Genomic DNA, 20,828 nt, shown 5'->3' with positions numbered 1-20,828 from the left:
TGCTACCAGCGCAGGGTCGGCCGGGGGCGGGGGGCGAGTTCGGCCTGCTCGGCGACGGCGACGAGGCGCTCGGCGGTCTCTTGGCCGACCGCCTCGACGAGGCAGTCGAGGTTCGAGGCGATCAGGAGCCAGGAGCGCCGCGGCAGCAGGCTCAGGCGGGCGACGGCATCTGCGAGTGCTCCCGCTTCCAGGGCCATCATGGCCTGGACGTCGGCGAGGTCCGGCTTCAGCGGCACGCTGGCCTCGCGCACCAGGTCGACGGAGAGGGTCAGGTCGTCGATGACTGTGACGGCGGTGGTGTTCTCGATCAAGCTGGGCTCGTAGCTGCGCCCGAGATCGTGGGCCTGGTGGACGGTGATGTTCTCCTCGCGGTAGCCGGAGGCGAGAAGACGGCGCAGCCCGGCGTAAGCGGCGTGGGACTTGCCGGACCAGTGTGGTCCCAGGAGGAGCAGGCGGGCGGTGTCGCTGGCCAGGATGGTGGAGCACCACTGGGCGATGGCGGGGTGGTCGGTCTCGGCATCGCTGAAGAGCGGGGGTACGACGGGCATCGGCACAGCGTATGTGGCCGCGTACCTGGCGGTTGTGCTGGGTCTGATGCCGGGCGCCGCTGGCTGTCCGGGGTGCGGGGCGGGCCTGTTCTGGTGTGGGTGAACTTCGGGCGTTGTCGCCCGCGTCCGTGTCGTGGCCGGGATGATGTGGCACGTGCGGGGCCGCGGCGGCCGCGGGAGGGGGTCCAAGTGAGCAGGTGGGGAAAGCAGCAGGACCGGCTGGTGATTCGGGCCGTCGACGTGCTGTCGGGTGTGCTGAGCGGCGCGGCACCGGAGCCGGCTCGCCGTGTCGTCGCCTCCCGGGCGCTGCTGGGCGTCGAGGAGTTGGTGTTCCCACTGCACGAAGAGCTGGTGTTGGCGGAGAACGCGGACGCCGCGGCTCGGGAGGCCACCGATGAGCAGTGGGCGGACGACGCCGCAGTGCGCCGGTGGGTGACCGAGACGCTGGCCGAGCACGCCTTTTCCTACAACGAGCTTCACGAGGTGTGGGAGGACGATCCGGATCACGTCGAGCCGCAGGGTGACCACCCGGTATGGGCGCTGCTGGAGCTGTCCCCCCTCGCGCGGCGCCTGCGGCTATGGCAGGAGGCGGCCGCGAAGACCGCGGTCAGCCTGGGCGGCGACGTCGGTGTCGGCGCGCACCAGATCGGACACTGGGCGGCGGGCCGCTCCCGACCCGGGGATCGAGAGCGGGAGGCACTGGCCAGGGCACTGGGTGTCCATCCGGCGTGGCTGCACGCTTCACGCGACGAGCAGCCCGATGTGCAGCTGTACCGGTTCGCGTCCTGCCCGTGCGAGAAGCCGACCGCCATGGCGCGCCTCGGGCTGGGCCGGGAGGAGCCGGACTGGTACGACAGCCCCGCCGAGCAGGATGCCGCCGTGCACTGGTGCGGCTGCGGGCAGGCCTGGGTGAAGGACACGGCCGGGTGGCTGCTGCCGCTGCCTCCGGGCGAGGAGCCGACGCCGTCCGACGGGGACCTGGTCGACCTCGGCCATCCCCTCAGCCGCAGCCCCTCGGTAACGCTCGACGAGCCGTGGCCTCGGGCACTGTGGCAGCCTCCGTCCGGCAGGAAGGGCCGCGCCCGCACCACCTACCGGGTCCCCGAGCTACTCACCCGGGAGCCGCAGGCCCTACCGGTACGGCCGGATGTCACGCGCGTCGTCGTACCGGCGCCGGTGTGGGGTGCCGGTTCGGAGGAGCGGCTCGCCGCCAACGCGTCGTGGTGCCGCACCTGCCGGGCCCTGGCCGACGCGCCCAAGGGGGCGGCCGGCGGCCTGTGGGTTCTGCTGCACCGCAGCGAGCCGGAACGCGAGCTGAGCACCTGGACCTACCCCACCGAGAAGGACGCTCTGCACCACGGCGCCCATCTGGCCATGACGTACCTGCAGCTGGACGACGGTCCCCTCGACCATGTGGCGCTGGACCTGTTCACCGGCCAGGCGCACGCCCAGGTCATCGACCGGTTCCTCGAACTGCACCCGGACACGGCCCAGTTCGAGGTTGCCGAGCTCATCCCGATGCGCGCAGACGAGTTCTGAGCGCCGACGCCGCCCCTTGTGGCCGCGCCGGGTCGAGCGGTCAGGAGGTGTCAGCCGTCGTCAGCCAGGCGATCCACGCGCCGTCCTGTGCCCGGCCCAGGTGAAGGTCCGGCGTGTGATCGGCCATGCGGGCGCAGATCCGGCCGTAGGCGCCGTGGCGGGCGGGGCACAGCCGGGCCAGCTCCTCGGGGGTGAGCGCCGCGAGGTCGTCGGGAAGGTTCTGGCCGGCCGCGGTCGCGCGTGCCTGGGAGCCTCGGCGACGTTCGACAGCGTCCCGCCGCTCGGCGAGCAGGCGGACCCAGCGCAGGTCGCTGTCGTCCTGGTCGCCCGCGGGAGTGTAGAGGCACTGGCGCGCACCGTGCTCGTCGAGCTCGTCGACGACCGTCATGCCGATCGCCTCCAGCATGCGGCGCGAGGCCGTGTTGGCCTTCTGGGTGACCGCGACCAGCGGGCCACCGCCGGGGACGGCGTCCGTCCACCAGCTGACGGCCGCGGCGACGGCCTCCCTGCCCAGCCCTTCGCCCCAGGCCGCGGGGAGCAACTGGTAGGAGACTTCGGCGCGGCCCTCGCACCGGTGGTCGGCGCCGATGATCACCAGGCCGACCGGCCGCTCGTCGGCGACGCGGACGACGGTGAAGGCGCCGGCCATCGTCGAGTAGGCCGCCTGCCGGGCGGCAACGCGATCCTCCGTGACCGGACCGCCGAGGTGCGCGCGGACACGGTCGTCGGTCAACAACTCGCTCACCAGGGGGCCGTCTTCCCGGGTGACCGGCCGTAGGAGGAGACGGTCGGTGCGCAACTGGGCGGGCCAGACACGGTCCAGGACGGTGTCGACGGATTCCATGGGTGCCACCTTGGCACGGCCAGCAGCGAGGGTGCTTTCGCCTCCTACGCGACGGGCTCTACTTCGCCTCCCAGGCCGTCGGAAGACCACCGCCTTTACACCGGCGCACGCTCTTCCATTCATCCAAGCCGCTCGGCGTACTCCAGGTGGGGTTCCCAGTGCGCCAGGACAAGGTGCTCAGGCATACCGAAGCGTTCCGCCAGCATCTGGGTCGGCGTTCTGGTCGTATATGGACCGTCCTCGTACTGGCAATCACGGACTCGGCGAGCAGCCGTCTCGCGCCACATCTCCGAGCGAGCCGAGGTGATCTCACACATCAGGAATGCTTCGATGAGCTGAGCATCCGGCTCATATTCCTGAGCCACGACGAACTCCACGAGGTCCTCCGCCGCATCGAGTGCGGCAGCGAGGGCGGCATCGGCATCCTCGTACTCCTCCACCTCGCAGCGGTCACCGATCCGCACGATGGTGAAGTAGCGGCCCTCATCCCTTCTGACAATGCCGTCTTTGGTGAAATCCGTGCGGGTACCCACGAAGTGCTGCTGCACCGGCGCACCTGTGAGAGGCCACTCGACCGTGATGTCGCAGTGCTCAGGACTGCTGTGCATGCTGTCGACCAACTCTTGCGTCATGTGCTCCAGGGCCTGGGCTTCGCTGGGCAACTGCCAACACCACCTGCCCCCTGGCGCATCGCAAAGGGCAACATGCCGGCCGTCTTCAAGAGTTCCGCAGTAGTAGAACTCTTCTCCCCACACGAACTCGTGCGGATCCGGGATGTCGTGGACATCGATGCCCGTGATCTCGATCGCCAGGTCATTCATTGTCGTGGCCCCTTTCGGGCAGGAGTCGAGAGCTGAACCTGAAGGCTTCAGCCATGGACCCCCACGCGGGTGGGGAGATCGCCTCAAACAAGCACACTCGTGGGCGGTAGATTCCGCGCAGTGTTGGAGCGGATGGGGCGGTTACACCAGGATACCGTCGATGGGCCGTAGCCCGACGACTTTCGGCACCAACCACAGCCGACCGGCATCCTGATAGCGAGTGGCGATGGCTGGCCCGGCCTTGCCTCCTCCTATCCAGCGCTCGGATTATCCTCCGACTCGTCGCACCGTCTACCCGGGCCAGGACAAGCCTCCCTGAGCCGGGCATCGCCGTGCGGGATTTGCCCGCTACAGTCACGCGGGAAGGGGCCGGAGCCACTGACCTTGGTTCCGGCCCCTTTGTCTGGCACGGGAAACGGGTCAGTCGGTATTGTCGTGCGTCTCGAGCAGGGCGAAGTACGTCTCACGCTGCTGCTCGGTCAGCTCGCCGTCGAGCGAGAGCGCCGACCGCAGGGCGCTCAGTGTGGCCGCCGCCGGCATCTTCCACGTCGTGTGGGCTTGGCGCTGGATCTCCCCGATGGTGGCGTACGCCTCGCCGGGGAAGCACCGGATATACCAGTCGAGCATCTTGCCCACCGAGGGCGTCAGGTTGAGGTGCCACCACTCCGGGGAAGTCTCACCATCCGTGGCGTCGTCGTCGGCGAACATCTCGACGGTCTCGGCGAAGTCGTGCAACACCGCTGCGCGCACGGTGCGCCCGAGGTGTTCGGTGGGGACGATCTGGTCGAGGCCGGCGGCCACCGACCAGGCGAGCTCTCCGGCGATCTGGGTGACGGACTCCTTGTTGCGGTGGCGCAGCACCCACCGCTTGCGCACGTCGGGCCGGTCGTACAGGGCGTGCTGGAAGTCGGCGGCGAACCGGTCGCGCACCTCGGCCGCCCCGGGCGAGAGCGCGTCGCGGTCGTCGGCGGACATGGCTTCGCCAACGCCCGTGTAGGAGCGCTTGCGGGCCTCCACCCAGTCATCGGCCACCGCGCGGGCCCACTGGTCGCGACCGCCGACGACGGCCTGCGGGCGTGGGACCTCGCTGTTGCCGCGCGAGATGTAGGCCCGCAACGTCGAGGCGGTGATGCCGCCCAGCTCCGCCATCTCCGGTGCGCCGATGAGCTGCGCCCCCGTCAGCTCGGGGCTGGAGACGTCGATCACGCACCGTTCCAGCGGCAGGGCGCCGTCCTGCTCCTGGTGGTGCTTCGCCCACAGCGCCAGGTGGTCGAGCCAGCTGTCCGGCCGCGGGGCGTCCGGGTCGAAGGTGGCCACCTTGCTGGCGTATGCCTTGGCCGGGTCGGCGCGCCCGTCGAGCATGTCGGTGGCGGTCACGGTGACGGCCATGCGGGCCTTGCGCTTCTCGTAATCCTGCGCGACGGGGTCCCAGACCTGGCCGGGCCGGTACCACGTCTCGCCATTCCACCAGTAGCCGCCGGCGCGGAACAGCAGCACCTCGCCGTCCCACTCGGTGTGCAGTCCGGAAGTGTCTCCGTCACGCACGAGCAGCACGGTCCGGCCGTGCTCGGGGTGAGAGCGCACCGCCCAGCCGAAGGTGTGGTTGAGCGGGTCGGTGGTGAAGGCTCGCCAGCCGCCGTCCGTGCGGTTCTTGTCGAAGCGGCCCCACATGCCCGGGCCCTTGTTGCGGCCGACGGCCTCGATGGCCTCCGGACCCTCGTCGAGCGGGAGATGGAAGTCGTCGATAAAGGGGAGGCCCGGCACCGGGTGGTCGGTGCGCAGTCCGTTGGCGAGCGGAAGAACGTGGCTCAAGGCTGATTCCTCGATTCACTTCGAGTGCTGCACTCCTTGTGCATCACTGAACCTGTCTCCCTTATACATGCGTTGTAACCCTCTTCGTGCAGCCGATTCCGGCCAACCTCACCGACAGCCGTCCGGGAACCGCTTACAGAGGTGACCGCGTCAGATACCTTCCTCTCTCATCCAACGCGACGGACAGGACACGACGACTCGTCGCAGCGCGTCACGACAGGAAGGAAAGCCAGCCCGTGCTCGAGTACTTCGCCCATGACGAGCCCCGCCCCGCCCCGTTCAACGCCGACGAGCTGAAGCCGGAGCACGCCAAGGCCATCGGTGCCTTCCTGGACGAGCGCGTGAAGGAACTCCGTGCAAAGCATCCTGCGGGCAGCCCCGAGGACCGCGCGGCCCGCACCTTGAAGGAGGCCGTCGGGGTGCACCTCGACGCGCTCAACGAGTGCTTCGAGGATGAGGAGCCCGAGACCCTCCAGGCGCGCAAGACGTCCTGGAACCGGCTGGTGTTCATGGTCTGGCACTGGGAGGGCACTGAGGGGTACGACGCCTACCAGTGGCGGCTGGTCCGCCACCTCGACGCCGACGCCGCGGTCGAGAGCGCCCGCCGTCTGCTCGCGACCCGTCAGGAGGCCGCGGACAAGAAGCGTGCCGAGCGGCAATAACCACGGCCACCCGGTACCTCGGCCCGCTCAGCGCCAACCGCTTCGGAAGGCAGGGGTCGCGCACGGGCTGGAGGGCCAGCAGGTAGGGGCAGGCGGAGCGGACAGCTGTGGCGTGGGTTTGAAGGGCGCGCTGATGCGGGGCCGCTGCAGCCCTTGAGTGCTCTATTTCGGCCGCAAGGGACCAGGCCTGCAGTCGGTTCAGGCGGCTGGACGAACGTCGTCCTGTTCGAGGGGCGCGCCTTCCGGAACGGCGCCCTTCGCGTGTTTGAGCGCTTGACGGGCGGCGACCATGTCTGCACCCGTGATGCCCTCCCGTTCACATCGCGCCCACCACGTGTGGCACTGCACCAGTGCCGTGGCGGCGCGCAGCTCCTCCATGAGCCTGTCGAACTCGGTGGCCTCGTCGGGCGTCCAGCCGGGCGACGCGGGGCGGCCGCACCGTTCCCTTCCCCGCTCCGGCTCGTCTGGCCAGCCGGGGTGGGGCTCACGGGACCAGGGGAGCGTCGCCTGGTGGGCGCGGAGGGCGGCATACAGATCCGCCACCTGGCGCTGGGCTGCGATTAGGTCGGCGGGAAAGTTTTGCGGGTCGAACGGGTCCGGTTCTGGGGCGGGGGTGCTCATGCTTCGGAGCTTAGTTCGACCGGCTGACAAACCTCCGCCAGCGCGCGACGGCCCCCGTAGGGAGATCCCGGCGACAGCTACGGCCCTGTATCTGGCCGCTCCGCCCGGCTCGGGCCGGGCGGAGCGGGGCGGGGCGGGACCCTCTTTGGTTCCTCAGCACGAGGGCCCGCTGTGCTCTTCCAGGCAGAAAGGCGGGGTGCCCTGCGCACGAGGCCCCTTCGGGCGTAGGAGCCTCCACGTGGTCATCCGGCTCGGGCTGCGAGCAGTTGGGCTCGTGTGTAGTTCGCCGTGCCGGGGGCGTCGCGCAGGAGCTCGAACAGGGCACGCGGGGCCGCTGGGTCGTCGGGACATACCGCAGGGGCGGAGATGTCGTCGAGGAGGACATCGACGAGGCGGGCGAGAGCGAGGCAGCCATTGCCCGAGTAGCCGTAGCCGATGCCCCAGCCGTCCCGTTCGGGTGCCAGCCACAAGGTTTGGTCTTCGGTACGGATCCAGCAGATCCCGGCGCTGAGGACGAGGGCCGCGAGCGGCGAGCGGGTCGGCAGACGTTGCAGTGTGCAGGTGGACAGGTCCGTGGGGCCAGTGTCCGGGGCGCGCTGCAGCACGGGGACGCCGGCGACGGGGTCGTGGAGGAGGACGTCGCTGTCGGCCTCGCGGCCGTTGTCCAGCAGGACCTTCTCCAAGACGGTCGGTGGTTGATCGGCAGCCGCCGGGACCAGGCGCTTGGCCCACTCGCGGGCGGTGGTGCAGGCGTCCGGCCGCACGCTGACCACAGCTCCGGTGTGCCAGTCCCGGCCGCCGTCCCAGCGCTGCGCGAAGGCAGCGACCCGGTGAGCGAGGACGTCGCGGCGTTCGGTGATGCTCAGCCAGCCGGCGCGGCGGACCATCTCCGTCGGCTCCTCGGGGGCGGGGCGCAGCAGCGGAGCCGGTACCGCGCCGAGGACGAGGTGGGCACCATCGCCGCCGTCGGCCGCGTTCTTGCGCAGTTCGGCGATGTAGCGGGCGGTCGAGGCGTGGCCACGGCGGCGGACTTCGCGAGCGAGGTACCAGCACAGCTCGGCCGCCGGGGACCCGTCCGGCTCGTCCGCAGCGAGCTCCGTCAGCGCCGTGACTGGGGTGGCGATGTCGTGCGCGGGCACCACCGCCGGTGGGGCGCCCGGCCGCCAGGCGGCGATCGCGTCACGGTCGCGCAGCGCGTGGAACCAGTACGGCGCCGGCTGTCCGAGAAGGGCTGCCAACTCCGCCCACGTTGTGTAGTACGGCTGGTCGCCCCCATCAATGTCGTAGGCCTGGAGGTCGGGCACCCAGGGCTGACTCACCTGGGTGCTGGTCTGCGCCACGACCACGCACGCATACCTGTCGGCCAGGCGTGCACCGTGGTGGCGGCGCAGGGCACTGGTGACGGGCTTGGGGGCGGCGTTGCCGTCGACCATCGAGTGCACAAACGCGATGCCGCCGCGGTCGGTGTCCCACCGCAGCACCGCGTAACGGTCGATGAATTGCGCCCCGTCGAACACGGCGTTGGCTACCGGCCGTTGGAGCCACCGCTGCTGGCTCGCATGACTGTTGTCGTCGGTGTTCCGTGTGAACAGCGCCATGCCGTCCCCTCCCCGAGGCCGTCAGTACATCCCGCCAGGCCGGGACACCGGCCGGGTTCGTATGCCGCTCCCACTTTGCCCGGCAGCGGTGCCTGGTGCCCATGAAGCACGAGAACCGGACATGGCCGACACCTGGCTGTCCCCGACGAGGCCGTGCTTCCTCGGACCCACCGCGCCACGCCCGGCTCGCCTGGCGTCTACGCGAGAACGAGTATCGACCGGCCGGAGCGAGGTGGAGGGTGTGTCCTGCGCCGACCAACTTGCCCCTGCGGAACGACGATTGCCAGGGTCGTAGAGTCGCGGGGTGGAATCCTGCGCCGCTCACTACTCCTTTGTCTCACGGTGCTTCGACTGCTGTCAGCGGGCACTGAGCGCGTGCCCCGGAGATATCGATGGCCTTACCCGGCGCGAGCCGGACGCCTTCGCCGAGTTCGCCCGGGAGCACCGAGCGTGGGTGGAGAACCTGCTGCTTGCCGAGTGCGCTCACCGGCCACTGATCGAATGGTCATTCCCTGGTGGGCCTCCACCTGTAGTGCGCTGGGCCGTCTGTGCAACCCCCGCGGTCGCCGACGTGCTACCGGTGCCCTGCGCGGTCGCCGTCGGGCTCGCCCGGGCGCACCAGCAGCGTGAGGGGTCTCGCAGTCGGCACGAGACGTGGACCTCCCGGCTTCTGGACCGCCTCGATTCCCACGTTGACCAGCGGCTGGCACAGCTGTGGCGTGACCTGGCGCTCCTGGCCGAGGAGCGTGATCCGGTCGCGGCGGCTGGGCTGCGCCACCTGGTGGAGAGGCAGGCGCGGCCGGGGTTGTGGGCGCGCTCGCTGGAGTGGCTGCTGCTCATGGGACGTCATCTGGAGGGCCTGGACGTGGCACTCACGGTTGCACTCGCCGACAAGCACCGGACAGTCCGGCAGGCGGTCAACCGCAGCAGCCGCAGCACGGTCCTTCCCGTACAGCTGCGCGCCGCCGGGCTACAGGCCGCCACTGAGACCACGAGACCACTCGAAGAGCGGCTGCTGGAGATCGTCTCCGCGTCGGTCGACGCCCGCCGGGCCGCCTTCCCGAGGCCGTTGTCCGCACCGTCCTCCACCTGGCTCGCCGACCACGGTCTGGAGGACCTCGTTCGGGGTGCCACCCGTCGCGCGGTGGCCGAGTTCGCCAAGGCCATGCCCGACCTCGGGGCCGCGGAGGAAGAACACCTGACCGCGACGTTGCTGGCCGGTCTCGCCAACGAGTTCACCGCCTTGCCCGCCCACACCCGGCTGGCCGGCGTGGCCGGTCCGCATCTGCGGGTCGGCCACCGCACCGTAACCAAGAAGGAGGAACGGGCCAACGGCGCCGACATCGGCGTCGTCGTCGACGTACGCGTTCCCGGCCGTCTCCAGCTGCGGATGGGAGACCTCATCCAGGTCAAGAAGTCCGCCGCGCTGACGCCCGGGCGCGCCCGGCGGGAAGACACCTGGACCGTGAAGCGCCGCCAACTGCACGACCTGCTGGAGCACAGCGCGAGCTCCGTGTACTGGCTGATCCGCGGGAACGGTGACGTTCTGGTGGTCCCGGCCAAGTTCCTCGCCGCCGTCGAGGGCGCCGCCGCCCGCCCCTCCTCGCAGCAGTTCACCGTCGGCTACACGGCCGTCCGGCACACCGCGGTCACGATGGAGCAGTACCTGCCCGATCTGGTCGTGGGTCTGTGGCTCGGCAGCAGCAGCGAACGCACCCTTCAGGCGGCGCAAGGCACCGGCCGCACCACCCGGCCCCGGTTCGCCCTCACCATCGATATCGTGCTCGAGCACATGGAGGGGTGAGCCGGCCCCCCCTCATCGCCTGCGGTGGCGCCGGTGAGCTTGTGAAACATGGCGGCGAGCGGCCGAAGCGCCGGTGGATACTGCCGGGGTGGTGAAGGATCTGAAGAGCGCGCTGGCCGCGCTGGACGGCAATGAGCCGGTCGCCCTGCTCGAACTGCGCGAGACGCAGTGGCTCGACGCGAAGGGCGGCCCGTACCAGCTTGCGGACCCCAAGGCGGTCGAGGAACTCGCCAAGGACGTCGCGGCGTTCGCCAACGGGGGCGGCGGGATCATCGTCATCGGCATCGCCACACGCCTGGAGCACGACGAAGAGGTCCTGGACCGCATCGTCGGCCTCGACCCGGCCGCCGTGAACGTGGACCAGATCCGCAAGCGGATCCGTCAATGGATCACCCCAGCTCCGCGCGGCGTGCGTGTCGGATGGTCCGGTTCGGACGGCGAGCGGGTGGTGTTCATCGACGTCCCCGAGCAGGCCGCCGGCATCTTGTTCGTCGTGCCGGCGCCGGTGGGCAAGCCCGGGTCTCCGCGCCCGGACACGGTCGCCGTGCCAATTCGGGACGGCGACAGCACGCACTGGCTGCCGCGGGCCGAGATCCAGCAGTTGCTCTCCGCCGGTGTCCGAGCCTCTGGCATGCCCACCGCTCAGGCGCTCACCGAGCTCGTGCGGCAGGCCGTCTCTGAAGCCGGGCCGGACGGTGAGCTGCGGGTCGGGCAGGGCCTGCCCGACCGCGAGCGGGAGATGCGTGCGGCCTACAAGCAGCTGGCCGGCGCAGGACTGGGCCGGCCGGCCGGAGAGGCGTGGGCGCAGGGCCCGGCTGCTCTGCAGGATCTGCACCACGAGCTTGACGGCGAGCCGGGCTGGGTGCTGTGTCTGATGGCCGGGCGCCCACTGGCGGCTGTCGCCGAGCCCGTCTGGCAGGCGATCGTCGCCGCCGGCCGGCATGCACCGGGCCAGGACCCGCTCGCGGCCATCGGCTTTCCCCGCCCGCCGAAGGACACGGACACGCCGTGGGTGATCGCGGCCGACTCCCGGAGTGTGGACCTCGACGGCGGATCGTGGGGCGCGGGCCGCCTGACGTGCTCGGGGCGCGGCGTGTGGCGGTGGCAGCCGCTCCCCCGCTTCGGCCTCAACCAGGGCCGGTCCGCCGACATCGGAACCTCCGGCCAGACGCCGGCCCTGCGCCTGCGCGCCGTGGTGAACCTGCCCTGGGCCGACCCGGACCAGCTGGAGATCAGCAAACCCCGGCGCACGCTCCTCGAACAGCAGCTTCCATACAGCGCGGTGGCCGGGGCGGTGACGATGCTGTCCACGCGCCGGGGCGCGGAGCTGCCCGCCGCTCGCTGGGAACGAGGCCCCTTCGGCAACTCGGCCCGGGCCGTCGGCTACTCGTGCACGATCGCCGGACCGGACGGCAGCCCGGCGTTGAAGGCCTCCGTCATGCTCGCCCTGCCCACCACGATGGAGTCCACCGTGGTCGCCTGCGCCGACGTCCTGATCGAGAACCCGGCAGCATGGGCAGCAGCCCTCGGCCCTGGCTGGGACACGCAGTTGGGCCTCGACGAGGTCCAGGCCGTGCTGCTCGACACGTGGGAGACCGCTGCCGAGCTGCTGCCCGACGTCGTCGGCGACCCAGCGGCACTGTCCTGGGCCGCCCCGCCCACCACCGAACTGCGGATCACATGCGAACAGCCCGCCGACAACGGCGTCCTGCCGACCCTGGACACGCTCGTCGACCTGACATCGCTCGGCACAAATGACGGCGGCACCAGGTCACGGATGGCCGTCACCATCACCTCCGAGCCGGCCATGGGACGCGCAGAGCGCCAGCGCTTGCTGCGGGAGGCGCTGGTGTACATGGCTGGCGAGTTCGGGTACGTCGACGCGGAGTTGGACCTGCTGTAGGCACGACCTCAGCAGCGCCCGTGCGGGGAGAGGAAGTGGTGGGGCCGGTGGGCTTTCATCCTGCGACGTCCCATGCCTGTCCTTCGTCCGGGCTGGCAAGTCGTTGGTGTTCCGACCGGGCGGCGTCGAGCAGGCGTCCCCAGGACGTGACCAGGGGACGCCGTCGCAGGAGAGCCCGCCGCTCACGCTCGGTCATTCCGCCCCAGATTCCGTGCTCGATGCGATGGTCGAGGGCATAGGCCAGGCACTCGGTGCGCACCGGGCAGCCGGTGCAGAGGGCCTTGGCCCTGTTCTGGGCTGCGCCATCCACGAAGAGCTCGTCCGGATCAGCGGTTCGGCAGACCGCTCGCTGGCCCCAGTTCTCCTGATCTTCCCCGTTCACCCCGACGCCGTCCTCTCCCCGGTCCGGCCCGCCGCACTCCCCTGGGCAGGCGCAGTCCGAGAACGGTACGGCAAACGCCCACGGCATGGGACATCGCCGCATTGCGGCAATCCCTTCGGGTGAAGGGGCCTTGACCAAGGCCCAACGCCTCGTGACCAGGCTCAGCCGGTACCGGTACAACCGGGCATGATTGGCAACGACGCCTCGCCCGTCAGGGCACTGGTGCGCCGGCGGATCGCCCGTCAGGGCACTGGTGCGCCGGCGGATCGCCGCGAACATCTCGGCGCGGTCCTTCCTGATCGGGTAGTCGATCCGGTCGTAGCGAAGTTGGAGAGCGGCGCTGCGATCCGGCGACTTCAACAGGACCAGGCCGAGGCCGCATCCAGGCGTCAGGTCGCGGTGACCGCACAGCTCCAGCGGCAGACCATGCTCCGGGTCGGTCAGGGCGTGCACCAGCTCGGCGCGGCGCAGGGCTGTCTCGGAATCGTGCTCGAGCTGCAGGATCCACCACTCCCCCAGCCGCGACTCGTGTCCGGTGACGACCTGGGGGACAGCGACGGTGTGGAGGAGTCCGAGGCGGCGCAGCAGCCCGCTGGGGAGCCAGGCGGCGTCCCGCCAGATCTTCTCGTAGATGAGCGGCTGGCGTTCGGTGTCCCACTGCTTCTCGTAGGGAGTCCAGGTGTCGCCGGCCAGCCAGCAGGCTTCTCCACCGTCGCTCTGGATCTGCTGCGCGAGGGTTGCCTCGGCCTTCTGGAAGGCTCGTCGCGAGGGGCCGGTGAGCTTGATGCTTGTGGGTTGTCCGAGCCGTCGGAGCTCGATGCCGCGATCGGTGCGTGCGCAGATCCGGACACCGTTGAGCCCGTAGATCTCGTCTCGTCCTACGCGCATCGGTGAGCGGCAGGGCAGCAGTCCGCGCAGCAGGCTGTCGAGGCTGTCGTTGCTCTCCAGGTGGAGCCGGACGCCTTCTGAGGTGGGCTGCACGTACCGGATGCCGAAGGGGTACTCGAAGAAGTGCCGCTGGGTGTTGAGTAGGTGTTTTTGATCCCTGGCCGTGAGGTGCGTGCGCCTGGATGATCTGAGGTGTGGGGGCTGGCGGGACGGTTCGGCGGTACTGCCGGGAGTGCGGTGATCCGCTGCCGCAGACGATGGCGGCGGAGGCGGTGTTCTGCTCGGGTCGGTGCAGGTCACGGCAGTGGCGAAGGTTCCAGCGGACCCGGCAGCGGGTGGCCGCGATGCAGCGGGGAGAGCAGGCAGAGTGCCCGGTCTGCGGGCGGTCGTGGACGGTGGGAGTGGAGCGATCGAGGGCGGCGGTGTACTGCTCGGACCGTTGCCGGGTGCGGGCCTGCCGCCAGCGGCGGGCGTCACGGAACGGCGTTACAGAAACGCCGTAGCCGAACGCCTCGCACACACCTTGAACATCCCAGGTTTTGCAAGGTAGTTGAGAGCGATTACCGAGCGCTTCGAGCGCCCCTGGCTCACGCCCTGCCCTGGCGTGTCGCACGCGCGTCACGGTGGACGGTGACCGGGGCCGGCGCCCCCTTTGAGCGGTCACGTCCTGGTGGCCGGGCCGGACCCGGGCGAGGACGGTGGTCATCATGACCGACGTGGCCGACCGGATAGGGAACGTCACCCGGCAGCGTTACGAACAGCTCGTCACCCAGGCCAAGGAACTGATCGCGCAGATCGCCCGCTCGCAGTTCGCCCTGGGTGACATGGCGCTGGAGATCGAGCCGATGAGGGCGGTGGGCGGGTCGATGCCGAACGGCACGGAAGACCTGTTCACCGTGACGGAGTCGTTGCAGATGTTCGCGGACGACATCGGCGTCGAACGCCGGACGGTGGAGGACTGGCGTTACACCGCCAACCGCTGGCCCGAGGGGCGCCGCAAGGAGGGTGTGTCGTTCACCGTTCACCGGATCCTGGCGTCGGTCGCGGACGCTGACGAGCGATGGGCGGCGATCGAGGACGCGCCGTTCAACCCGCGCACGGGGGCGAGGCAGTGGACGCCGGACGGCGCGAAGCGGGTCGTCGGCCAGCGGGTCGACCGGCCGGTCACGGTGGATGAGAAGGTCCAGGCCGTGGCCGACCTGACCCGCGATGACGAGGTTGCCGCGCAGGTCGCCACCGATCTGCTGAAGCGGCCGGCGGTCACCGAGCACGTCACCCCGGCCGAGAAGGTCAGGGTCGTCACGGAGCTGACCAGGGACGACGCCGTCGCCCAGCAGGTGACCACCGACCTGCTGCGCCGCCCGGCCGTTGCTCGGAAGACGATGCGGGACGACACCACCCGAATGCTGGTCAACCGCGCCCAGTTCGACAACTCCAACGAGACTCGTGACCGGATCCGGGAGCGCACCCCGGCCGTCCGCGCGATCGAGCACACCATCGAGTACCTCGACCTGGTCGGCTCCTGCCACGGCTTCGTGGCCACCCTCGGCCGCCTGGTCCCGCAGCTGCGAGGGCAGGAGTTCACCGAGGACGAGCGCGAGACCGTCCGCCGTCAGATCGGGCGGGTCCGCGCCGCGGCGGACTGGCTCGAAGGAGCCCTCGACAACGGCGAGTTCACCCTGGACGAGCAGCTGGTTCAGCTGCTCAAAGGCGAGTAGGCCATGCCGCGACGCCGGGAGGCCCGGCCGCTGGCCGAGCATTACGGCGATCTGGTCCGCGTCGCCTTGATGGAAGCACGTCCCGCCGGCCTGCACACCTATCAGCTCATGGCCGCCACGCGCCTGACCCGATCGCAGGTCGGCCGCGGTATCCGGCATGTCCGCGACGTCGTCGCCGCGGAGAACCTGACGCCGATCACCTGGACGCGCCGGGACGGGTTCATGTTCTCCGACGACCCCGCGGACTGGATCGAGTACGACAAGCGGCAGTTCCGGCAGATCCTCGGCCGCCTCACCCGGGTGATCACGGGCACGCTCGACCCGCACCTGGCCCGCTACCCCGACGACGAATGGGCCCAACTCGCCACAGCCCAGCTCACCGGCGTCCGCGCCACCCTCGCCCAGCTCGCCAAATAAGCCCCCGCCGCCGATCACCCTGCCGAGCCCGCCATGCCCGCTGCCTCCCGTCGCCGCCGCTACCCGTCCGACACCTCCGCCGCTGAATGGGCTCTCCTGGAACCCTTGTTGCCCATTCCGGCCTGCCAGACGAAGACCGGCGGGCATCCGGAGAAGTGGCCGCGTCGGGAGATCGTCGACGGCATCCGCTACATCGTCGACAACGGCGCGAAGTGGCGGGCACTGCCTGCGGATTTTCCCCCGTGGGAGACGGTTTACGGGTTCTTCTGGCGGTGGAACCGGGCTGGGGTCGTCACCTACATCCGTGACCAGCTCCGCCGGAGGATCCGTACCGGCAAGGGCCGCTGCCCGCACCCGGTCACGCTGATCGTCGACTCCCAGTCGGTCAAGGGAGCCTCCACCGTCGGCCGCAACAGCCGCGGCTACGACGCCGCGAAGAAGATCAACGGTCGCAAGCGACATATCACCGTGGACACGCTCGGCCTGCCCGTGATGATCACGGTGACGCCCGCCGACATCCAAGACCGCGACGCCGCCCGCGACGTGTTCTGGCGCCTGCGCCTCACCCAGCCGCAGATCACCCAGGTCTGGGCCGACCGCGGCTACGCCGGCGACCTCGTGGACTGGGCCCGCGACCGCCTCTGGCTCACCCTGCGCATCGTCTCCCGACCCAAAGGCACTAAGGGATTCGTCGTCCTGCCCCGCCGCTGGAAAGTCGAGCGCACGATCGGCTGGTCCATGAACGCCCGCCGCAACGCACGCGACTACGAACGCCTTCCCCAGCACTCCGAAGCACACCTGAACTGGGCACTCATCACCATGATGACCCGGCGCCTGACCCGCAAAAGCCCCCGGACAGGTTGGACGAAGAAGCCCGGCAACTGAGGGTCGGCTGTCGGCGTACACATGAAGATGCTCAACCCTGTACACGCGAACGTGCACCGCGCGCCATGCCGGTGCACGTGACCGGGTCGGCCTGTGGCCCACTGTCCTGGTTCCAAGGTCGCTGGCGACATGGGTCCATCGGCCGACGCGCGCCCCGACCACCGAGGTGATCATTTGGATTGCCCACTTGAGCCAAGGAGGATCCATGCGGGTGGAGCAGGTGAACTGGGTTGACATCCCGGCCGGATCGCTGCGTCGGGGTACACCGGTCGACGAAGTGGCGGCAGTGGCCCGCCGCTATGCGGACACCAGGGTGCCGGTTCAGTGGTACATGAAGGAAGCCCCGCGCACGGAGATCGACGTCCCGGCGTTTCGGATCGCCCGCACCCCGGTCACGGTCGGCCAGTGGACACGCTTCGCGGCGGCCACCGGCCGACCGGTCCCACAGACGCAGACAGACCACCCGGTCATCGGGGTCGCCTGGGAGGCGGCGACGGCCTACTGCCGGTGGCTCGGGGAACTGCTCGGCCTCGATGTGCGGCTGCCCACGGAGGACGAGTGGGAGCGCGCAGCGCGGGGCGACGATGTCCGGGAATTCCCGTGGGGCGATGAGTACCAAACCGGTCTGGCCAATCTGGTGGACCTTGGCATCGGCACCACCACGCCAGTCGGCTCGTTCCCCGACGGAGCCAGCCCCTTCGGTGTACTGGACATGGCGGGCAACGCCGACGAATGGACCTCCACCCTCTACGCTCCCTACCCGGGCGCGCCCGCCGAGGTGCCGACGACCGAAGACTGGGCCTTCGACCGGCACATCACCCGAGGCGGCGCCTTCCGCCACGACCGGGACCTGGCCCGCTGCGCCCGCCGGCACGGCGCCTATGAGTCAGATCTGGAAGCGATCGGCGTGGGCTTCCGCCTTGCGGCACCGGCCGCGTAGAACCGGACACCGTGCCGACATCGCACGACAGGCGGAGTTTCCACCAGACGGTGCATCTTCGGCTGTACCGACCTGTGCACATTCCGGTGTACGCCGACAGGTCGGCTCCTGATCAGGACCGGCTTGGAGCATCCAGACGCTCTGTCGGCCCGCCGAAAGGCAGGACGAGTGTGCGTGTCGCCATGAGCCAGACGCCGTCGATCTTGCGGAAGGTGTCTTCATAGTGGCCGATGTTCGCTGGCAAACGAGGCGGAATCAGCGCACCGTCGGTATAGCCGTCCACTCGGTAGGTCGCGAAGTACGTGGTCGCCGCCGCGGTATCCGGCGAGTCGACGGTGACCAGGATGTTCGTGCACATCCGCCGGGACAAGCGGTCCACCGGCCGAGAACCGAAGTAGGCACGCAGGGCTTCCCGACCCTCGATCCGGCGCCCGTCATAGGGCCATTCCCAGATCCCGTCCGGGGTGAAGAGGTCGCAGACCGTACTCGGATCACCCAGGTCGAGCCGACGCACGAGTTCCAGGACCAAACGCTCGCAGCTACGCTCCGCGAGAAGACGCGTCATGGGATCAAGATCGCTAGTAGTCATCTCCATTTCCTACCAGCTCAGTTGGGGTCCCCACGACTCCTTTTCCACGCATCACCAAGGGGCGTCGCCTCACGCATAGTGCCGGTGGACGGAGCATCACGCAGCGCGGCACGTTGAAAAACACCTACTGAGGACCCAGTAGAACACCTCTGATTCGAGCAGGAGTTGCGCGTGCTGGGCCGGTGCCGGGATCAGGGGCGCGTGGGGCGGCGCGGCAGCGACGGCATCACACGCGACCTGTCGGGGCGTGCCGGTGTAGAGGGCGTAGGTCCGGGCGCGGCTGCTGATCTGGGTGGCCGACATGGCGGGTACCTTTCGCTCCGCTCCGTCGGCCCGCGGAGCGTGAGGAACAGGCACTGGTGTGCGGTGGTGCGGTCGGTGAGATGACTCTGATCGAAGCCGAGCTTCTTCGCCTCCGCCTTGAACCAGTGGGCCGAGGTTCGCGTGAGACACCTCACGTTGCTAACTCGTCAAGTAGTCGGGATGAGAGCTGCGAACACTTTCCGGGTCCGGTGAGTGACCAGGTGACCTATTGCAGATGGAGAGCAGCCAAGCGTGGCAGGCGGCGAGTCATCTCTCCTCGGTCGTCGAAGTCGAAGTCCCAGGCAGGGTCCAGCTGCGGGTACTGAATTACGAAGGCGTCAGCGGGGAGCTGCTCACCGGTCGCCGTGATGTGTGCGTTCCAGGCGATGCTCAGCACGTCCTCACCGTCCAGGTCCAAGCCGTCGGCGGCCGAGGCTTGCACGATGGGCAGTCCCGCGAGCGCATCAGGATCAGCAAGTATGCCCTCGAAGACCTCACGCCCCTGTGCGATCAGCCATCCGCGGAAGTAGTCGAAGCCGTCGTCGGAGCAGCCGCCGTTGATGACGTAGGCAGCGGCCCACAACGGGTTCGTGTAGGACTCAGCCATCAGGTCCCACAACACCTGCTGAACGGCGACGATCTCCTCGGCCGGACGGGAGGCAAGCAGAGAAGTTGCCTCGCGAGCGACCGTTCCGCTCTCATCCGGGTCGAGCGCCTGGTTGCGCGCTGCCGCAATGAGCTGCCAGAACTGCTGTTTGTTCATGGTGGCAGAGCATGCCACCCGACACTGACAGCACACCGGTCCCCGGCTGGTCGGACGTCACGCTGCCGCCCTCTCCATTTCCTGGCCTGAGGCTGGGAACGCGGTGCTCTCGTCGAACAGCTTGCGGTGCTGGAGGCAGTGGTAGAGCTGGCCGATCATGCGATTGAAGAGGTTGCGCTGGGCGGCCGCGTGCCAGTCGCCGACCTCGCGGCGCCGCCGGTAGTGGGCGCCGGCTCCAGGCGAGTGCCGGAGGGCTGAGAATGCCCACAGATATCCCGCGTGATTGAGGCGGTCGTTCTTCACTCACCGACGGGTGATGGACGACTTCTTGCCGGAGGCCCTGGTGATGGGCGAGGAGCCCGCGTAGGCCTTGAGGCCACGGGCGTCGGCGAAGCGGGCGCGGTCGTCCCCGATCTCAGCGAGGATCCGGGCGGCGAGCTGGATGCCGAGCCCGGGGAAACTCAGCACGATCTCGGCGTCCGGGTGCTGAGGGAACGCCTCTTCCACCGCCTCAGCGAGCTGGTCTGCGGCGGTGCAAGCGGCTTCCAGCTGGATGAGGAGGGCGAGCATCTGCTTACCGAGCGCGTCCTCGACCAACGGCGGCTGGTGGGCCCACGCAGCACGGAAGACGTCGCGGAGACGGTCGGCCTCCGCCTCGATACCCCGCTTGCGGCCAGCCCGCTTGAGAGCGGCCTGGAGCTGCGTCCGGCTCAGCCGTGCGGCTCGTGAAGGGGTCGGGGCGGCCTTGAGGAGTTCACGGGCCTCGGGCCGGCACAGGCCGTTGGCCCAGACGGCGAAGGCTTCCAGGGCGGCCGGGTAGTACTCGCGCAACAGGGAGCGGAGCTGGTTGGCGATCTGCTGCCGGTTCCACAGAGCGTCCTGCTGGGCGCGGGCCAGGACGGCGATGGCACGACCGAGGTCGCTGTCGCCCGGCAGGGGCCGGTGGGCGTGCATGTCAGTGCGCAGAATGTTCGCCAGGACCAGGGCGTCGCCGGGGTCGGATTTCTTGCGCGAGACGGAGTGGCGGTCGCGGTAGCGGGCCGCCGCCATCGGGTTGATCGCGAACACCTTCCGCGTTCCGGTCCGCAGCACGGCAACGAGCAGCCCGCGGGATGTCTCGATCGCCACCGGGATCGGGTTCTCCTCGGTGTCGCCGTACTCGGCAAGCAGCTCCAGCAGGACCTGGTAGCCGGCGGCGTCGTCGGTGATGTGCCGCTTGGCCACTAGCGTGCCGGTGTCGTCGACCAGGGCGACATCGTGGGTGCGTTCCGCCCAGTCGATTCCGCAGTAGATCAAAGTGTTCCCTCCCCTACGTGTCGGGTGTTTGCGCTGGGCACGAGCGCATGCGGGCCACGCGAGCGACCTAATCCCAGGCCTCGACCGCAAGAGGGCCGGGCCGACACCTCACTAGCCGTTCGTGGCACCAGCGCACCCCACGGGCCCCGGTCTGCGCGGGAGCTCAAACGGCTCGGGCGTAACAAGAGGTCACCGTGCGGCGGGCTCGCACCACCAACACCAACGAGTGATCAAGCGGCAGGTGTTGACGCATGACGGTGTCGGACGGCACCCGGTCTCAGCCGAGGCCTGCCTGACCGTGCTGGCTTCAGATGTCCGCCCGGCACCGACAAACGTCAACACCCACCTACTGAGTGGTGGCAGTCACGAAGGAGCCGGACGTTGCGCGATCTCACGCTAGGCATCGCGACCAGGAGCAGCACAGGCATCCGTCCGGCACCCACGCGACCACCACCATGAGCACAGGGACCACGCGCCGCTCTATGCGGAGGTCTC

At 69.6% G+C, this 20,828-nt stretch carries 18 protein-coding genes and 1 pseudogene; 8 read left to right on the top strand and 11 right to left on the bottom strand.

What is annotated here, in order from left to right:
• Positions 1-2: 2 nt before the first annotated feature.
• Positions 3-548: a hypothetical protein gene (locus ACFXI4_RS10100; RefSeq protein ID WP_384989221.1), complete on the bottom strand. Its 546-nt coding sequence runs from the start codon at positions 546-548 to the stop codon at positions 3-5.
• A gap of 189 nt (positions 549-737) precedes the next feature.
• Here ACFXI4_RS10100 and ACFXI4_RS10095 point away from each other — a divergent pair, with 189 nt between their 5' ends.
• Positions 738-2,087 carry a helix-turn-helix domain-containing protein gene (locus ACFXI4_RS10095; RefSeq protein WP_384989220.1) on the top strand — a complete coding sequence of 450 codons (1,350 nt, stop codon included), beginning with the start codon at positions 738-740 and terminating at the stop codon, positions 2,085-2,087.
• 40 nt (positions 2,088-2,127) lie between these two features.
• On the opposite strand, the gene ACFXI4_RS10090 is transcribed toward ACFXI4_RS10095, so the two are convergent.
• From ACFXI4_RS10090 to ACFXI4_RS10080, 3 genes are all read right to left on the bottom strand, one after another.
• A complete protein-coding gene (locus ACFXI4_RS10090) occupies positions 2,128-2,931 on the bottom strand; it encodes a GNAT family N-acetyltransferase (RefSeq protein WP_384989218.1) in 804 nt (267 codons plus the stop codon).
• A 119-nt stretch (positions 2,932-3,050) separates the two neighbouring features.
• A complete protein-coding gene (locus ACFXI4_RS10085; protein WP_384989217.1) occupies positions 3,051-3,752 on the bottom strand; it encodes a hypothetical protein in 702 nt (233 codons plus the stop codon).
• Between the two features lie 420 nt (positions 3,753-4,172).
• On the bottom strand, positions 4,173-5,564 hold the full coding sequence (locus ACFXI4_RS10080) for a hypothetical protein (RefSeq protein WP_384989216.1): 1,392 nt from the start codon (positions 5,562-5,564) through the stop codon (positions 4,173-4,175).
• Positions 5,565-5,800: 236 nt separating this feature from the next.
• Between ACFXI4_RS10080 and ACFXI4_RS10075 the strand changes: the two genes are divergently transcribed.
• Positions 5,801-6,226 carry a hypothetical protein gene (locus tag ACFXI4_RS10075; RefSeq protein WP_384989215.1) on the top strand — a complete coding sequence of 142 codons (426 nt, stop codon included), beginning with the start codon at positions 5,801-5,803 and terminating at the stop codon, positions 6,224-6,226.
• 198 nt (positions 6,227-6,424) lie between these two features.
• Here ACFXI4_RS10075 and ACFXI4_RS10070 read toward each other — a convergent pair whose 3' ends face one another.
• On the bottom strand, positions 6,425-6,847 hold the full coding sequence (locus tag ACFXI4_RS10070) for a hypothetical protein (RefSeq protein WP_051792126.1): 423 nt from the start codon (positions 6,845-6,847) through the stop codon (positions 6,425-6,427).
• 242 nt (positions 6,848-7,089) lie between these two features.
• The gene (locus ACFXI4_RS10065; protein ID WP_384989213.1) at positions 7,090-8,445 is read right to left on the bottom strand and encodes a hypothetical protein; all 1,356 of its coding nucleotides are present in this window, start codon (positions 8,443-8,445) and stop codon (positions 7,090-7,092) included.
• A 571-nt stretch (positions 8,446-9,016) separates the two neighbouring features.
• On the opposite strand from ACFXI4_RS10065, the gene ACFXI4_RS10060 reads away from it, so the two are divergent.
• A complete protein-coding gene (locus ACFXI4_RS10060; RefSeq protein ID WP_384989211.1) occupies positions 9,017-10,249 on the top strand; it encodes a hypothetical protein in 1,233 nt (410 codons plus the stop codon).
• 88 nt (positions 10,250-10,337) lie between these two features.
• Complete coding sequence (locus ACFXI4_RS10055) at positions 10,338-12,152, top strand: helix-turn-helix domain-containing protein (protein WP_384989210.1); 1,815 nt, start codon at positions 10,338-10,340, stop codon at positions 12,150-12,152.
• A 55-nt stretch (positions 12,153-12,207) separates the two neighbouring features.
• Here ACFXI4_RS10055 and ACFXI4_RS10050 read toward each other — a convergent pair whose 3' ends face one another.
• Positions 12,208-12,621 carry a WhiB family transcriptional regulator gene (locus ACFXI4_RS10050; RefSeq protein WP_384989244.1) on the bottom strand — a complete coding sequence of 138 codons (414 nt, stop codon included), beginning with the start codon at positions 12,619-12,621 and terminating at the stop codon, positions 12,208-12,210.
• Positions 12,622-14,129: 1,508 nt separating this feature from the next.
• Here ACFXI4_RS10050 and ACFXI4_RS10045 point away from each other — a divergent pair.
• The 4 genes from ACFXI4_RS10045 (at position 14,130) to ACFXI4_RS10030 (ending at position 17,382) form a co-directional block, all read left to right on the top strand.
• Positions 14,130-15,140 carry a DUF6192 family protein gene (locus ACFXI4_RS10045; protein WP_384989209.1) on the top strand — a complete coding sequence of 337 codons (1,011 nt, stop codon included), beginning with the start codon at positions 14,130-14,132 and terminating at the stop codon, positions 15,138-15,140.
• A gap of 3 nt (positions 15,141-15,143) precedes the next feature.
• Positions 15,144-15,557 carry a hypothetical protein gene (locus ACFXI4_RS10040; RefSeq protein ID WP_031088252.1) on the top strand — a complete coding sequence of 138 codons (414 nt, stop codon included), beginning with the start codon at positions 15,144-15,146 and terminating at the stop codon, positions 15,555-15,557.
• 33 nt (positions 15,558-15,590) lie between these two features.
• A complete protein-coding gene (locus tag ACFXI4_RS10035) occupies positions 15,591-16,442 on the top strand; it encodes an IS5 family transposase (RefSeq protein WP_384989208.1) in 852 nt (283 codons plus the stop codon).
• Positions 16,443-16,647: 205 nt separating this feature from the next.
• Entirely contained in the window at positions 16,648-17,382 is a 735-nt protein-coding gene (locus tag ACFXI4_RS10030; protein ID WP_384989207.1) for a formylglycine-generating enzyme family protein, read from the top strand.
• Between the two features lie 112 nt (positions 17,383-17,494).
• On the opposite strand, the gene ACFXI4_RS10025 is transcribed toward ACFXI4_RS10030, so the two are convergent.
• The 4 genes and pseudogenes from ACFXI4_RS10025 to ACFXI4_RS10010 form a co-directional block, all read right to left on the bottom strand.
• Complete coding sequence (locus tag ACFXI4_RS10025) at positions 17,495-17,947, bottom strand: nuclear transport factor 2 family protein (RefSeq protein WP_384989206.1); 453 nt, start codon at positions 17,945-17,947, stop codon at positions 17,495-17,497.
• 120 nt (positions 17,948-18,067) lie between these two features.
• Positions 18,068-18,274, bottom strand: coding sequence for a hypothetical protein (locus ACFXI4_RS10020; RefSeq protein ID WP_384989205.1), 207 nt, complete (start codon positions 18,272-18,274; stop codon positions 18,068-18,070).
• Between the two features lie 226 nt (positions 18,275-18,500).
• A complete protein-coding gene (locus ACFXI4_RS10015; protein ID WP_384989204.1) occupies positions 18,501-19,037 on the bottom strand; it encodes a DUF4240 domain-containing protein in 537 nt (178 codons plus the stop codon).
• A gap of 57 nt (positions 19,038-19,094) precedes the next feature.
• Positions 19,095-20,333: pseudogene (locus ACFXI4_RS10010) on the bottom strand (IS110 family transposase).
• Positions 20,334-20,828 lie beyond the last annotated feature (495 nt).

This window comes from Streptomyces sp. NPDC059224 (genome assembly GCF_042754285.1).
Lineage (GTDB): Bacteria > Actinomycetota > Actinomycetes > Streptomycetales > Streptomycetaceae > Streptomyces.
This window is presented reverse-complemented; position numbering and strand designations above follow the sequence as displayed.